Consider the following 14,398-nt stretch of genomic DNA (forward strand, 5'->3'; position numbering starts at 1 on the left):
ATTGGTCAGGGTTTTTATTATTGTACCATGTCATCACTAGCATCTAGTAAATGTATATACTTCGGATTGCGCCCTGCAAAAGCATGTAGTTTATCACCATAGCTAGCAATTAATTGACGAACAAGATTTTCTGTATACTCTGCCCCACGATAATCATACCCTGCTTTCGCGGCAGTTGATTCAAAGTCACTCCATAACAACTCCACCCAAACCTGTGCCCGTCCAACAGACATCTGAGGATTCTTTGCAAGTAACTCTTGTGTTAGTTTCTCAATTTTTTCATCCATTTATTTGCCCACCTTTACTGGTGAAAGGATAGATACTGGTAGTGCCTCTTGGTACTTGTCTCCGCCTAAACGATGACCCCAAGCAAAGCGTCCCTTCAAATAATCTACTTGGAAAAACTCATTATCTGAACCATCAATACGATACATTTCTCCTGGAACGATTGTATCAAGATCCACTAAATAAGCCGCAGCCATTAAAGCTTTGCGTTCATAAACAGCAAACTCATTGATGATCCCTAGCTGTTCTGCCTTTCGAGCTTTCTCTTTTAGAAAAGCAATTTCCTCTCGCAATTCATGTTCAGACATAGCTGCATAATTTTTTTCACTCATTCTTCATTCTCCTTCTCTTCTATAAAACGATCTATTACTTCTATAGGAAAACCCTTTTGATAGAGCGCCTGTTTAACCTTCATTTTTAGCTCATAACCAGTATACTTCGATACGTACTTTTTCCAAACTTTTTCGCCTTGAGCATCAAGTAGCTGCTGCCAGTTGTCATCATCCTGCCCTATCTCAACTTGGCTAAGCACCTCTTCTACAATCGAGAAAGCATACCCTTTTCTTAATAAGTAATCCTGAATTTTGGTCTTAATCTGTGTTGGGGTCTTCTTGCTCTCCGCTCGAACAATTTTCTCTGCCAGTTGCTTCGCCAGTTTTACTTGTTCCTCAAAACTATATGTAGCAAGCACCTCATCCTGCAAGTTTTTCTCAATGCCTTTTTTGATCATGTCTTGTCTAATGGCTCTTGGTCCTTTTTTCATAGTAGCTTTCTTTGTATCAAGCAGAGCCTTTGAATAGTTTTCATCATTAATAAAGCCATAGGATTTTAACTTTTGGATTGCCTCTAACACTACAGCTTCTCCAAATTCTAAGTTGAGCAGTTTTTTCTTAACCTCATGCTCACTTCGCATTTGATATGAAAGGAAGTTTAACCCCTTATTAAATGCCTTACGTATCTCATCTTCATAGGCAATCTCTTGAATTTCGAATTCATCGAGCACTTTTCCCTTTGTTAAACCAAATTGAATGAGAATGGCTTCATCAACCGGAAAAGCATACTCTTCATTTAAATAGATATTATAGCGTTCAGGATTGTTTTTTTGACGTGCAATTTTCGTAATCATACGCATAGCAAACACCTCACTATTATCATTATAGCATTTCTTTATGGGGGATCTGACAATTAGCACGGTTAATTTCCCTATGTTCGCGGGCATTCTCTTCCCTTCCACGGGTAAACTTTCTTCTCTGCAATTAATGCCTAAAGATGTTTACTTTTTGGTTACATGATAAACTTAAAAGTAAGCGTTTTATTCGAGAAAAGAGGTGCTTGTTATGAAAATAGTGATTGCAGGTGGCACTGGCTTTGTTGGAAATGCTCTTATACAGCTATTGCAGCACAACGGACACGACATTTTTGTCTTAACGCGTCATAAGTCAAAGCTAGAAAATGGCGTTCACTATGTTCAATGGCTACATCAGCAGGAGCAAGCTTTGGAAATCTTTGAAGATGTAGATGCCTTTGTGAATTTAGCAGGTGTTTCATTAAATAATGGTCGTTGGACAAAAAAGCAAAAGAAAGTTATCTATTGGAGCAGAATGAATGCCACATTAGAGATTATACGTATAATGGACATGCTCACGATAAAACCAAAAGTCCTTGTCAATGCTAGTGCGGTTGGTATATACCCAACTTCCACACAAGCCATCTATGATGAAGATTTTACGGATTACGCAACTGATTTTTTAGGCACTACAGTCCACGATTGGGAGCGACATGCGAAACGAGCAGAAGCATTAGGTATTCGTGTGGCTCTTGCACGCTTTGGTGTCATTTTAGGTAGAAATAGTGGCGCACTTCCACCAATGCTATTGCCCTATCAAATGCATATAGGTGGAACGATCGGCTCTGGAGAGCAATGGCTTTCATGGGTACATATTGAAGATGTAGCACGTGCTATTTATTTTGCTATTACAAATGAAAATATTCATGGACCATTTAATATAACAGCCCCGCATCCTATGAGAATGAAGGAATTTGGTCAAACGATTGCCGAAGTCATGGGCAGACGTCATTGGCTGCCTGTTCCTAGCTTTGCGATGCGTTTAGCTCTCGGCGAACAAAGCACACTTGTTTTAGAAGGACAACAAGTGCTACCAACCCTATTAGAACAACAACATTTTATATTTAAATACCCTTATTTAAAGCAAGCACTTGAAAATTTGTTAAAGGCTCAAAATTAGAAAAAATTAAGTTGGATAATTTTTTTAGTAATTACGCATTCTAATGAAAAAGAAAGGATGCGTTTTTATGTGGAAACAACATATTGTTGGTGCGGTAATTGCTACTTTTATTATTGCCGCAGGAATTAGCTTTAATCCATTTTTTGCTGCTGGTTCTGATGAACACCATTGGGGCTTTAAACGTGCTAAAAACGGTGAGCAGGCAGAGGCAGGAGCACAGCTCGATCAGTTACTTGACAAATATGGTGCGATTTATAAAGGGAAGGCAGATAAAAAAATTGCCTATTTAACATTTGATAATGGCTATGAAAACGGCTTTACTGAAAGTATTTTGGATACATTGAAAAAAGAAAATGTACCTGCTACTTTCTTTTTAACAGGCCATTACTTAGACAGTGCAAGCGACTTAGTGAAACGCATGGTGAAGGATGGTCATACTATCGGGAATCACTCATATGGTCACCCTAATATGGCTCGACTTTCACCTGATGGCATGCGTGCAGAATGGCAAAAGTTCGATGGCAAGTTACGTGAATTGACAGGCATCGATCGTACAACATATGCTCGTCCACCTGAAGGAATTTTTAATGCAAAAGTGCTAGAGGTGGGCAATGCAGAAGGTTATCGTCATATTTTCTGGTCTGTGGCCTTTAAGGATTGGATGAAGGATGAGCGTCGTGGGGCAGATTATGCTTATAATGCACTTATGGAACAACTGCATCCTGGTGCCGTTATTTTAATGCATACCGTAGCACAGGATAATGCGGAAGCATTACCAATGTTTATTGCAGAAGCTAAAAAGCAAGGTTATACGTTCTTATCGCTTGACGATTTAGTATTAGAATATGAAGATTTCCCTGTTGCTTTGCAATCGCCTGCTCCTTCGCTATAATGGGGAGATGACAATATAGAGCAGGGACGTGGAACGTTTGACGCAGCAAACAACAATGACCGTGGGACAAAAATTCCCACTAACAATAAAAAGGCTAGGCATTAATGGTGAAGGTGTAGGTTTTTATAAACGTAATGTGATATTTGTAAAAGGAGCCATTCCTGGTGAAGAGATCACAGCTCAAGTAACAAAAACACAACGTAATTTTGCTGAAGCAGAGATATTAGCCATTCGTAAAGCTTCAAAACATCGTCAGGAAGCACCTTGCCCAGTGTACAATGAGTGCGGGGGCTGTCAGCTTCAGCATATGACCTATGAAAAACAGCTAATAGAAAAGCGAGACATTGTTATACAAGCATTAGAGCGTTATGCCAAACCTTTACTCGAAACAATTGAAGTGAGAAAAACACTTGGCATGGATGATCCTTGGCATTATCGTAATAAAAGCCAATTCCAAGTACGTAAAGAAGGCAAGCGTGTTTACGCAGGTTTATTTGCTGAAGGAAGTAATAAGCTGTTAAACATTAATGATTGCCTTGTTCAGCACCCAATTACTTCCAAAATCACCGTTGCCACTCGAAAAATTTTGCAAAAGCTAAATATCACTATTTACGATGGTCGTACGCTAGATGGTTTAGTGCGTACGATTGTTGTACGTACAGGTATTCGTACCGGGGAGACACAAGTCGTTCTTGTCACAACAAGGAAAGAAATCCCTCATTTAGCTGAATTGATAACACGTATTAAAAAAATTGATCCGAGTATTGTATCCATTGCACAAAATATTAACCGTGAAAAAACATCGTTAATCTTCGGTGATGAAACTGTTGTACTTGATGGCAAAGAAACTATTCATGAAGAGCTTGGCGAATTGGCTTTTGATTTATCTGCCCGCGCCTTCTTCCAACTAAATCCAAAGCAAACAGTTCATCTTTATAATGAAATTAAAAAGGCTGCTGCTTTAACGGGAAAAGAAACAGTGGTTGATGCATACTGTGGCGTTGGCACAATTGGATTATGGTTAGCGGATAAAGCGAAGGAAGTTCGAGGAATGGATGTCATTCCTGAAAGCATTCAGGATGCTCGTAAAAATGCTCGAAATCATGGCTTCAAGCATACGAAATATGCAGTCGGTACAGCGGAAAGTGTTCTAGCGAAATGGCGTAAGGAAGGATTTACTCCTGATGTGATTACGGTAGATCCACCACGTACAGGACTAGCACCTGAATTTATTCGAACAGTCCTTAAACTAAAACCTAAACGTTTTGTTTATACCTCCTGTAACCCATCCACTTTGGCAAAGGACTTACAACAATTATCTAAGCTTTATCATGTTGAGTATATTCAGCCTGTGGATATGTTCGCACAAACGGCGCAGGTGGAATGCGTTGCAAAACTTGTTTTAAAAAACAAATAGTATGAAAAGGACGTTTCCCTAGGAGACGTCCTTTTTCTAATGCACAGCACAAGCTGCCTGGTGGATGATGGATGGTCCAGAAAAGTCGATACCTTAACCAATAACCCAGGTTTTAAATGATTATTAAATGTTAAATTTTCAGCTTTTATTCAAAGAACTTTCAAACGTAAGATTTGTACTTTCACCTTTTACCTTTGAGCTTTCAAATCAGTTTAGTTGAAAGTTACCATTGGAGTAAGGCATGTTTTACGTTTTAACTCGCACACATGCCTTGAAGCGCGAGCGACTTTTCGTTTTCCATTTTCGCTAGGACATGCAAATCTTTTTAACCTTGTACTTCAATAAAGGTTGTGGCATTCGACTCTGATAAGACAGCGTCCACCTCTGATTCAAATTCTTCAATTCGATTGCTCAATTTCTCAATTTGTTGTTTAACATTTAGGGGATCAATGATTTCAAACTCATTTCTTTTCATAAATGTTTCGGTATGTAATTTGACTTCCTCTGGTGATTGTTTATCTTTATTGCCCAATATGTTAATTAAATAGGTTTCCAGCTTTGCAGGTAATGCATCATTTTCTTTGGCAACCGTATTGATAGCTGAACGATGCTGATGCTGTATAACTTCTAGCAAATTCTTTTCGTATTGAATGGATTGTTTCCGTTCAATTGCCTCCGCTACAGTCATTTCCTCTTTGCCCACCAACACCTTTGTGTTTGCATTGGACTGCACAACTAGTGCTTTTATTTTATTTCGATAGGAAATTAAACCTAGCACTTTATCATAGGATGCTTGCATTTGTTTTTCATATTCAGGAATGTCTACACCATTAATTTTACGATTGCTTTTTCGATTAGCTACGACTGCACTAACCTCATTTGTTGCTGCTTCAATTCGCAGAGTCAGCATTTTTAATTCTGTTAAAGCACGGTGGATAGATAGTTTTTTCATTTCTGTCATGATAAAAACCTCCTTTTTAAGCAAGTGTTCTTTTATTATAAATAGAAAGATGGATAATGTCCAAAAATACCCATTTTCTTTTTTATTGCTTTCATTAGATCATGTCTGTATAATAATTTTCTAGGTGCCAAACCTATGTAACTTGGACGGAACATCCTTGTTACGCAAAAAACGCCATAACAGCACGGATTTGCTGGGCGTTTTTTGTTTTTTGAGCGGGAGATGAGCCCCGCTCTTTTTATTTTGCCATCGTTGGTTGTTGATGCTTGCGGCGTCCAAATATAAATAAAATGATTGCAACGACTAGCAAAAGCATAGCCACAAGTAAAAGAAAGCTATAATTTTTTACATATTCTAAATAAACTCCACCTAAAAATGGACCTGTTAAGCTACCAATACTTAAAGCAATTCCGCAAAGTAAATTCCCCGTAGGCAGTAGCTCCTTTGGTGTCAAATCAGCCATAAATGTAATCCCTAAAGAAAACATCGAGCCAACCAGCGTACCCGTTAAGAAAAATGCGACAGCCACAGCGAATTGTGAATGCTCTAAAAAGCTTGCAATCGCAAAAATAATTGCGCCACCAAATGACCCAATCATCAAAATATTCCTTCTCCCTACTTTATCTCCTAGTGCACCAAGCGGTACTTGCGTTAAAATACCACCAAATGTAAACACAGATAAAATGATAGGAATCATGCCGACTTCAAAGCCCTTGCGTAGTGCATAGACAGGAAACAAGGCATTTAGTGAAGACTCCAGAAAACCATAAACAAATGGACCTAAAAAAGCAATCCACCCAAATACAATAGCCATTTTATACCGTTGCCATCCTCTGGCATTTAAATCACCTGTTAAACGCTCAGGCTTTTCATTTTGTAAGAGAAATACAAAGGACCATGCAAAGAGGCACATTATTGAAGATACGATAAACGGTAGCGCTTCAGCAATTTCAATGAGCTTCACCATAAGTGGCCCAACAGCAAAACCTATGCTAAATGATAAGCCATAAATGGCCATCCCCTTCCCTAAGCTTTTATGATCTGCAGTACTAGTAATCCATGTTTGTGTGGCATAATGCAAGGCATGATCGCCTACGCCAATTAATAAACGAAGGACAAACCAAAAGGTCACACTTTTCCATAGAGGAAATGCAAGTAAAGACGCAAAAACTAGTGCTCCACCAATTAAAATAATCGGTTTATAGCCCCACCTGCGTAAGGGCTGCTCGATAAATGGTGAAATCAGTAATGTTCCTATGTATAAGCCTGTTGCATTCAAACCATTCAATGCAGAGGATACCCCATCACGTTCAAATATTATCGAAATAAGCGGTAATAGCATCCCTTGTGAAAAGCCTGATATGGATACAATTACTACTAAAATGGTAAATCTTTTTTTGCTGTAATCTGAGAAGTACGTCATTTTTCCCTCCACTATCTAGTCATTCTTCCAAAGAACAGCATACCAAAAAGCCTTAGCGCTCACCACATGTGATTTTACGCTAAGGCTTAACTAATACTTATCCTCATTTAATTGTATAAACACGATTTTCGGCTTTTGAATATTACCGATTACTTGTTTAAACTCCCTCCTTTTCGAGTTAGCGTTGCAGATGACTTTTTCCAATCAGCTCCTTTACTTTATCTTAAAACAACTTTAACATACATCCTCAATATTGTAAATATTCTGTTTATTGTTTTTTAAAATTAATCTCTTAGTCCTAGGTGTTTCCCTAAACATTGAAATTTAAGCTCAAATCGGCTACGATGAAAGGGATGAAATGAGGTGTACGAATGTCAAAGCCAATCACTGATAAAGAGCAACAAGTAACCTATTTAAAAGAGCGTCTGGAGATGTTTTTAGAAGTATTAGATGCCCTTGATCCTGAAACAGCTGAGTTAGAAGATATTGATCGCTTAATCCAAATGATGGATGATTTAGAGGACAAAATGGAGCAATTTCATGCTCGTGAACAATAATGAATAAAAAACAAGCGAGCATCGTGTGCTCGCTTGTTTTTTAATGGCAATCCCAATTATAAAGTACCTTGCTAAAATCTTTATTCATTAACTCTTCCTCTGTGATAAAGAAATTGCCAACGCCACAATCGCCCCAAAGAATATTGTCGCCGACACTATCAATCTGTAACAGCAAAATGATTGAATCTTTATAATCTCCATATGCTCGAGGATCCTCTTGCGTAAAGAATGGATACCCTCCAATTTTATGACCATCACCAGTCATAGCATCGTAGAAGCTGTCTTCTAATGCTTCGTCATCCTCCAAAGCTGTTAAGATGCTAGCATACTTTTCATTGCTTCTAAAATCATCAATCGACATCGGCTCAACGCCTGTAGTAAAGGATAATGCCATTTCACGCTCGACAGGAAAATATAATTCTTCATCATCTATTTCTATAAAAGAAAAATCTTGAATAAGCTGTGCTTCATCTTGTATAACTTGTTCATGAAATATTACACGAAAGCCTTCTTGATTTTGTCCATTATCAAAATCCATTCCTAAAACATCGTCATAACCATCAATATAAAACTGCAATATTCCCTCTTCTGGGAAATTGGGTAAATGCATAGGAACCTCTGCAAAGTTAATTTGAGCTAATAGCTTTAACGGTTGTCCCTTCATGTTTTTTGGATAGTCCATTCCCAATGGGAAATAAGGATCTCCTGCAAACTTACTTTGAAATAAAGTTGTTTTACTTATTTCCGTATTAACCAATACAACAGGCTTCATTGTCCCTTCTATTAATGGTCTATATTGCTCGAATGCTTCGGGTAATTCAAGTAAAGTTTTAGCAGTCATGCAAGTTCCTCCTAATATTGGATTTATTCTATTTTAGAACAAACGTTCTATAAAATCAATACTCTCCTTCTATATTATTAAAATATGTTTTAATTTAGCGGTCTCAGATAAGGACTCTTTTTTTCATTAGTTGAAAAGAGTATAATGTAACGTGGAAATAATCAATTTTTCTATGGGGGGCAATACCAATGAATCTACAAAATTTGGAGAAAAGTCTTTACGATTTAATTACTGAAACATCTACGAATTTACCTAAGGATGTACGTCGTGCTATTAAAAAAGCAAAAGAAGCTGAGAATGCTGGTACTCGTGCAGCAATGAGCTTAGACACAATTGCAAATAATATTATTATGGCAGAAGATAACGTGTCACCAATTTGTCAGGATACAGGGCTACCAACTTTCAAAATTTATACTCCTGTTGGCGTAAACCAATTAGAAATTAAAGCTGCAATCAAAAAAGCAATCAACGATACAACTGCAGATGCTAAATTACGTCCTAATGCGGTGGATTCATTATCTGGTGCAAACAGTGGTAATAATCTTGGTGATGGTTTGCCAGTAATGAAATTTGAGCAATGGGAAAAAGATTACATTACAATCAAGTTAATTCTCAAAGGTGGCGGCTGTGAAAATAAAAACATTCAATACAGTCTACCATGTGAACTAGAAGGTCTTGGTCGTGCAGGGCGTGACTTAGATGGTATTCGTAAATGTATTTTACACTCTGTATACCAAGCACAAGGTCAAGGGTGTTCTGCTGGTTTCATTGGTGTAGGTATTGGTGGAGACCGTTCTTCGGGCTATGATTTAGCAAAAGAGCAATTATTCCGCCATGTTGAAGATACAAATCCAAATGCAGATCTTGCTAAGTTAGAAGAGTATGTTGTTAAAACGGCTAACACATTTGGTATCGGTACAATGGGCTTTGGTGGTGAAGCAACATTATTAGGCTGTAAAATTGGCGTAATGCATCGTATACCTGCCTCTTTCTATGTATCAGTAGCATATAATTGTTGGGCTTACCGACGTATGGCTGTGGACATCGATCCTCAAACTGGCGAAATTTTGAATTGGCACTATCAAGAAGGTGAAAAAATTACCTTCAAAGAGAATGAAGTAGCTGCTACAACAGAAGATACAACTACAGATGTAGTAGAACTTACTGCGCCAATTACTGAAGAACAAATTCGTTCATTAAAAGTTGGAGATGTCGTTTCTATTACTGGTCGTATGTATACTGGCCGTGACGCAATCCACCATCATTTAATGAGCCACGATGCACCAGTTGATTTAAATGGACAAGTTATTTATCACTGCGGACCTGTAATGGCTAAGGATGAAGAAGGCAATTGGACAGTGAAAGCTGCTGGCCCAACTACTTCAATTCGTGAGGAGCCTTATCAAGGCGATATCATGAAAAAATTCGGTATCCGTGCTGTTATTGGTAAAGGTGGAATGGGACCAAAAACATTAAAAGCGCTTAATGAGCATGGTGGCGTTTACTTGAATGCAATTGGTGGAGCAGCACAATACTATGCGGACTGTATTAAAGGCGTTGATGGTGTTGATTTAATGGAATTCGGTATTCCTGAAGCTATGTGGCACTTAAATGTTGAAAAATTTACAGCAGTTGTAACAATGGATTCACATGGTAACTCACTACATGCAGATGTGGATAAATCATCATTAGAAAAACTTGCTCTGCATGCAGAAAGAGTCTTCTAATTAAATAATAGATAGCAGTAGTAACTCATTTTATTGCACAATTTTGTAAGGCACAGAATATTCCTAGTGAATAGACTGTGCCTTTTTCAATCCTTTCGCAAATTGTTTAAAAATCTCCATCAAACTTCCTACTTTATTTTTATAAATTCCTTTGTTATAATAATTCTAAACAAAAGAGATGGTAATTGAAATCCATTTTCAATTGAATAGCTCAATACAACGCTAATTTATAAAGGTTTTGATATTGATTTTCATTATCAGGAGGGATAAAGATGGAATACTCTAATCGAGAAAAGATAAACATAATTGAGAAAATAAAAGAACATGCAGAATTAATTGCTGCATTAATGGCTGGAATTTTCATCTTACTAGCATGGCGTTTAGACACAAGTGGACAAACAACAGCTTCTGTTCTACTATATTTAATTGCCTTTTGTGTAGGTGGTTTCGCGAAAGCAAAAGAAGGCATTGAAGAAACCATAGAAGAGCGAAAGCTAAATGTTGAGCTCTTGATGGTATTAGCTGCAATTGGCTCAGCTGCAATTGGCTATTGGACAGAGGGGGCCATCCTAATATTTATTTTTGCAGTAAGTGGTGCACTTGAAACTTATGCGATGAATAAAAGTCATCGCGAAATTTCTGCACTTATGAATTTACAGCCAGAAGAAGCTTGGTTAGTGCGTGGCGGATTTGAGCCTATGAAAGTATCAGTTTCCACATTACAAATCGGGGATCATTTATTGATTAAACCGGGCGAACGAATTCCAGCAGACGGCATTATTTTTAAAGGCCAATCTTCTATTGATGAGTCAGCTATTAGCGGTGAGCCACTGCCAATCTCAAAAAGCGAAGGAGACGAAGTTTTTGCAGGCACAGTCAACTTAAATGGTGCTATTACTATGGAAATGACAAAGGCGAATTCAGAGACCCTTTTCCAAAAAATTATACAGCTCGTTCAAAGTGCCCAAAGTGAAAAATCTCCCTCTCAACAATTCATCGAAAAGTTTGAAGGGACTTATGTAAAATTTGTTTTACTTGGTGTTGCCATTATGATGGTTCTTCCCCACTTCTTACTCGGCTGGGACTGGACAACAACCTTTTACCGAGCAATGGTGTTATTAGTGGTTGCTTCACCTTGTGCACTCGTTGCCTCCATTATGCCTGCAACACTCGCTACTATATCAAATGGTGCAAAAAATGGTGTGCTATTTAAAGGTGGTTTACATTTAGAGCATCTTAGTGTGTTACGTGCATTGGCGGTCGATAAAACAGGTACTTTAACGCAAGGAAAACCAGTTGTTACAGATTTTATTGTCCGTGATGGAGTAGAACGTGAGACGGCTCTAGCAATTCTTGCAGGAATTGAATCTCAATCCAATCATCCCCTTGCCCAAGCGATTACCTCCTACGCTAAGGCTGAAGGAATCGACATACTGCCACAAGCAACAATTGAAGATATTCCTGGCTGGGGTATTAAAGGAACGATTCAAAACAAGGAGTATCAAGTAGGCAAACCAGAGTTTGTTGATGTACAACTTGCTAACAGTTTTGCAAATAGTGCTGTAACTAAACTTGCAGCAGAGGGAAAAACAGTTATTTTCATTCGCGATCAACATGGTATTGTTGCATTAACAGCATTAAAAGATACTGTGCGCTCTGAAGCTAAGAAAGCTGTTACATTATTAAAAGAGCTTGGTATTCAAGTGGTGATGCTTACAGGTGACAACGAAAAAACAGCGAAAGTTATCGCGAAAGAGGCTGGCGTTACTGAATACGTCGCAGAATGTCTGCCAGAAACGAAGGTAACTGAAATGAAACGCCTACTTACACAACATCAATTTGTTGGCATGGTCGGCGACGGTATTAATGATGCACCTGCATTGGCTACCGCAACTACTGGCATTGCTATGGGTGAAGGTACAGATGTGGCGCTTGAAACAGCGGATGTCGTGCTAATGAAAAATGACTTATCAAAAATCGCCTATGCTGTTCGTTTATCACGTAAAATGCAACGTATTGTGAAACAAAATATTTTCTTTTCTATCGGGGTTATTATCTTATTAATCGCCTCTAACTTTTTACAAGTTGTCGACTTGCCATTAGGCGTAATCGGGCATGAAGGTAGTACAATTCTAGTTATTCTAAATGGTTTACGTATGCTCAATAAAAATGTTTAACATCAAGTAAGCCTCAGCATAATTGAGTCCAGCTTGCTTGAAGCTACTCTTCCTGTGACATGCGCTGTGGCTTTCATTGAATAATTGATGCATTTAATCAGGTAAAATCAAGTAAAATAGCCTCGCTACTCTTTATGAGTTTAGCGAGGCTCTTGTTAATAAATGATCATTTCCTTATCGACGAATTTCCTTTTGAAGTGCTCTTTTCTGCATTGTAGCATTTAATACGCCACCAAAGATTAAAATGATTCCCGTAAAATATAACCAGAGCATTAAAATAATGACGCCACCAATACTACCGTATGTAGCAGAATAATTTGCAAAATTATTAATATAAAAAGAGAAACCATATGTGACTGCTAACCAAGCAAGCGTGGCAAATAACGCTCCTGGCCATACGCCCATTATTTTCAAACGAGGACTTGTATTTGGCACAAACCAGTAGATGCCCATTAATACGATGAAAATCAATAATGGCGGGATTGACCATCTTAATCTATGCCAAACTGATTCAAATTGCTCCTCTATTCCGACGATTGAGAATAGGAAATGTCCAATTTGCTGACCAAAGACCGGTAATAAGAGCGCAACGGCAATAACAATAACGAGAGCGATTGTAAAAACAAGTGATAAACCCCTATCTAATAGGCCTGCTCTCCCTTCTGTATCATAGGCTTTATTTAAAGCACGAAGTAATGCATTAATGCCTTTAGATGCAGACCAAATAGTACCTAAAACCCCAATGGACAGTAAACTACTGTTGCGATTTGTTAAAATCTCATTCAGTGTATTTTCAATCAGCTTATACACTTCATCAGGTAAGATATTCACTAAAAATGAATAGACCTGAGTGGTTTCTAAGTTAAGATATGGTAATAGCGTCACCAAGAAAATAAGTAAGGGGAAGAACGATAGTAAAAAGAAATAAGCCAATTGTGCAGCAAGCGCAGATATTTCAACTCGCTTGAGCCGACCTATTAAATCTTGGATAAAGCCTTTGGATGTCATAATATCAATCGCTCCCTCCTCTGGAGAAACAAACGATTTTACAAACCCAAAAGCGTTATGCCATGTTGCTTTATTCTTTTCCATACAATTCCTCCTAAAACGACCTTTACTCCTTATGAGGTAAAGTAAAGGCTGATTTCGTATCTTCAATCATTCCCTGTATCGTGGAAGGTAAATCCTTAAATTCATCCACCTTTTCAGCAATTGTGTTGACATTATCTGACACACTTTCACAAAGCACCTTTGCCGCGAGTACTTTTTCCTCTACCAAAACCTGCAATTCTTCTCGATTTGCTGCATAGTATGAGATGGCTTCCTTCATCTTTTTTGTTGAGGCAATTGTTTTTTCTCGTGTAGCCCGATCTAACATACTTAATGCTGCTCCTACTGCTGCTCCTGCTACAATAGATGCTAATAATTTACTTTGACCCATATTAAAACCCCCTGCTTGTATAGTTGCATATTCCCTATTATTTCATAAATAAACAGTCTTCTGCACTTATTCTACCCAATAACAGTCTATTTTTAAAGCAATGCCCAAATACGGAGTTGACATTTTTTTTATTCAATGAAATGATATGTGCGAGGATGACGAAAGGTAGGGTAAAAAATGGATTTATCAGTTCCATCTAAAGAAAACGTTATGTATATGGTTGATCAAATGAAGGACAAGCTTCGTATGGTGAATGTCGATGCAATGAAATCAGAAAACTTCGATGAAGCAAATTATGAAGATTTAGTGTATCTATATGAAATGGTTATGAAGAGAGAAACTTTTAGTCCAAGCGAAATGCAAGCGATTGTTGCTGAATTAGGATCTTTACGTAAATAGGTAAAACAAAAAGCTATTAGCTCAAGACATTT

At 38.0% G+C, this 14,398-nt stretch carries 15 protein-coding genes; 7 read left to right on the top strand and 8 right to left on the bottom strand.

All coding sequences use genetic code 11. From position 1 onward, the window contains the following. Positions 1-17: 17 nt before the first annotated feature. Genes NYE73_RS20990 through recX form a run of 3 tightly spaced genes read right to left on the bottom strand, consistent with a single transcriptional unit; the run spans position 18 to position 1,417 of the window. Complete coding sequence (locus NYE73_RS20990) at positions 18-287, bottom strand: YfhJ family protein (RefSeq protein WP_048394780.1); 270 nt, start codon at positions 285-287, stop codon at positions 18-20. Then, positions 288-617: a YfhH family protein gene (locus NYE73_RS20995; RefSeq protein WP_036076977.1), complete on the bottom strand. Its 330-nt coding sequence runs from the start codon at positions 615-617 to the stop codon at positions 288-290. Beyond that, on the bottom strand, positions 614-1,417 hold the full coding sequence (gene recX / locus NYE73_RS21000; protein WP_036219262.1) for a recombination regulator RecX: 804 nt from the start codon (positions 1,415-1,417) through the stop codon (positions 614-616). Before recX ends, NYE73_RS20995 begins: the two co-directional genes overlap by 4 nt. Before the next feature lie 205 nt (positions 1,418-1,622). Between recX and NYE73_RS21005 the strand changes: the two genes are divergently transcribed. The 3 genes from NYE73_RS21005 to rlmD all read left to right on the top strand — a co-directional run bounded on the left by NYE73_RS21005 (position 1,623) and on the right by rlmD (position 4,840). Then, positions 1,623-2,531: a TIGR01777 family oxidoreductase gene (locus tag NYE73_RS21005; protein WP_048394782.1), complete on the top strand. Its 909-nt coding sequence runs from the start codon at positions 1,623-1,625 to the stop codon at positions 2,529-2,531. Between the two features lie 67 nt (positions 2,532-2,598). Continuing rightward, a complete protein-coding gene (locus NYE73_RS21010) occupies positions 2,599-3,423 on the top strand; it encodes a polysaccharide deacetylase family protein (RefSeq protein ID WP_009371550.1) in 825 nt (274 codons plus the stop codon). A gap of 37 nt (positions 3,424-3,460) precedes the next feature. Beyond that, the gene (gene rlmD / locus NYE73_RS21015) at positions 3,461-4,840 is read left to right on the top strand and encodes a 23S rRNA (uracil(1939)-C(5))-methyltransferase RlmD (protein ID WP_259951032.1); all 1,380 of its coding nucleotides are present in this window, start codon (positions 3,461-3,463) and stop codon (positions 4,838-4,840) included. Between the two features lie 325 nt (positions 4,841-5,165). Here the strand turns inward: rlmD and NYE73_RS21020 are convergent, their stop codons facing one another. Further along, the gene (locus NYE73_RS21020; RefSeq protein WP_259951031.1) at positions 5,166-5,801 is read right to left on the bottom strand and encodes a hypothetical protein; all 636 of its coding nucleotides are present in this window, start codon (positions 5,799-5,801) and stop codon (positions 5,166-5,168) included. Positions 5,802-6,039: 238 nt separating this feature from the next. Continuing rightward, positions 6,040-7,224 (bottom strand): MFS transporter, encoded by a 1,185-nt coding sequence (locus NYE73_RS21025; protein WP_259951030.1) that lies wholly within the window; start codon positions 7,222-7,224, stop codon positions 6,040-6,042. Positions 7,225-7,595: 371 nt separating this feature from the next. On the opposite strand from NYE73_RS21025, the gene NYE73_RS21030 reads away from it, so the two are divergent. Continuing rightward, positions 7,596-7,781 (top strand): SE1561 family protein, encoded by a 186-nt coding sequence (locus NYE73_RS21030; RefSeq protein WP_016995373.1) that lies wholly within the window; start codon positions 7,596-7,598, stop codon positions 7,779-7,781. A 40-nt stretch (positions 7,782-7,821) separates the two neighbouring features. Here the strand turns inward: NYE73_RS21030 and NYE73_RS21035 are convergent, their stop codons facing one another. Beyond that, positions 7,822-8,622 carry a YwqG family protein gene (locus NYE73_RS21035; RefSeq protein ID WP_115674534.1) on the bottom strand — a complete coding sequence of 267 codons (801 nt, stop codon included), beginning with the start codon at positions 8,620-8,622 and terminating at the stop codon, positions 7,822-7,824. A 188-nt stretch (positions 8,623-8,810) separates the two neighbouring features. Between NYE73_RS21035 and NYE73_RS21040 the strand changes: the two genes are divergently transcribed. Beyond that, on the top strand, positions 8,811-10,349 hold the full coding sequence (locus NYE73_RS21040; RefSeq protein WP_048394791.1) for a fumarate hydratase: 1,539 nt from the start codon (positions 8,811-8,813) through the stop codon (positions 10,347-10,349). A gap of 272 nt (positions 10,350-10,621) precedes the next feature. Next, positions 10,622-12,526, top strand: a complete 1,905-nt coding sequence (locus tag NYE73_RS21045; protein ID WP_259951029.1) for a heavy metal translocating P-type ATPase — start codon at positions 10,622-10,624, stop codon at positions 12,524-12,526. A 174-nt stretch (positions 12,527-12,700) separates the two neighbouring features. Here the strand turns inward: NYE73_RS21045 and NYE73_RS21050 are convergent, their stop codons facing one another. Then, entirely contained in the window at positions 12,701-13,618 is a 918-nt protein-coding gene (locus NYE73_RS21050; RefSeq protein ID WP_259951028.1) for a YihY/virulence factor BrkB family protein, read from the bottom strand. A 22-nt stretch (positions 13,619-13,640) separates the two neighbouring features. Then, positions 13,641-13,967 (bottom strand): YtxH domain-containing protein, encoded by a 327-nt coding sequence (locus NYE73_RS21055; protein ID WP_115674536.1) that lies wholly within the window; start codon positions 13,965-13,967, stop codon positions 13,641-13,643. 177 nt (positions 13,968-14,144) lie between these two features. Here NYE73_RS21055 and NYE73_RS21060 point away from each other — a divergent pair, with 177 nt between their 5' ends. Further along, positions 14,145-14,366: a DUF1128 domain-containing protein gene (locus NYE73_RS21060; protein ID WP_004225580.1), complete on the top strand. Its 222-nt coding sequence runs from the start codon at positions 14,145-14,147 to the stop codon at positions 14,364-14,366. Positions 14,367-14,398 lie beyond the last annotated feature (32 nt).

Source organism: Lysinibacillus sp. FSL K6-0102 (assembly GCF_038003545.1).
In the GTDB taxonomy this organism is placed as follows: domain Bacteria; phylum Bacillota; class Bacilli; order Bacillales_A; family Planococcaceae; genus Lysinibacillus; species Lysinibacillus capsici.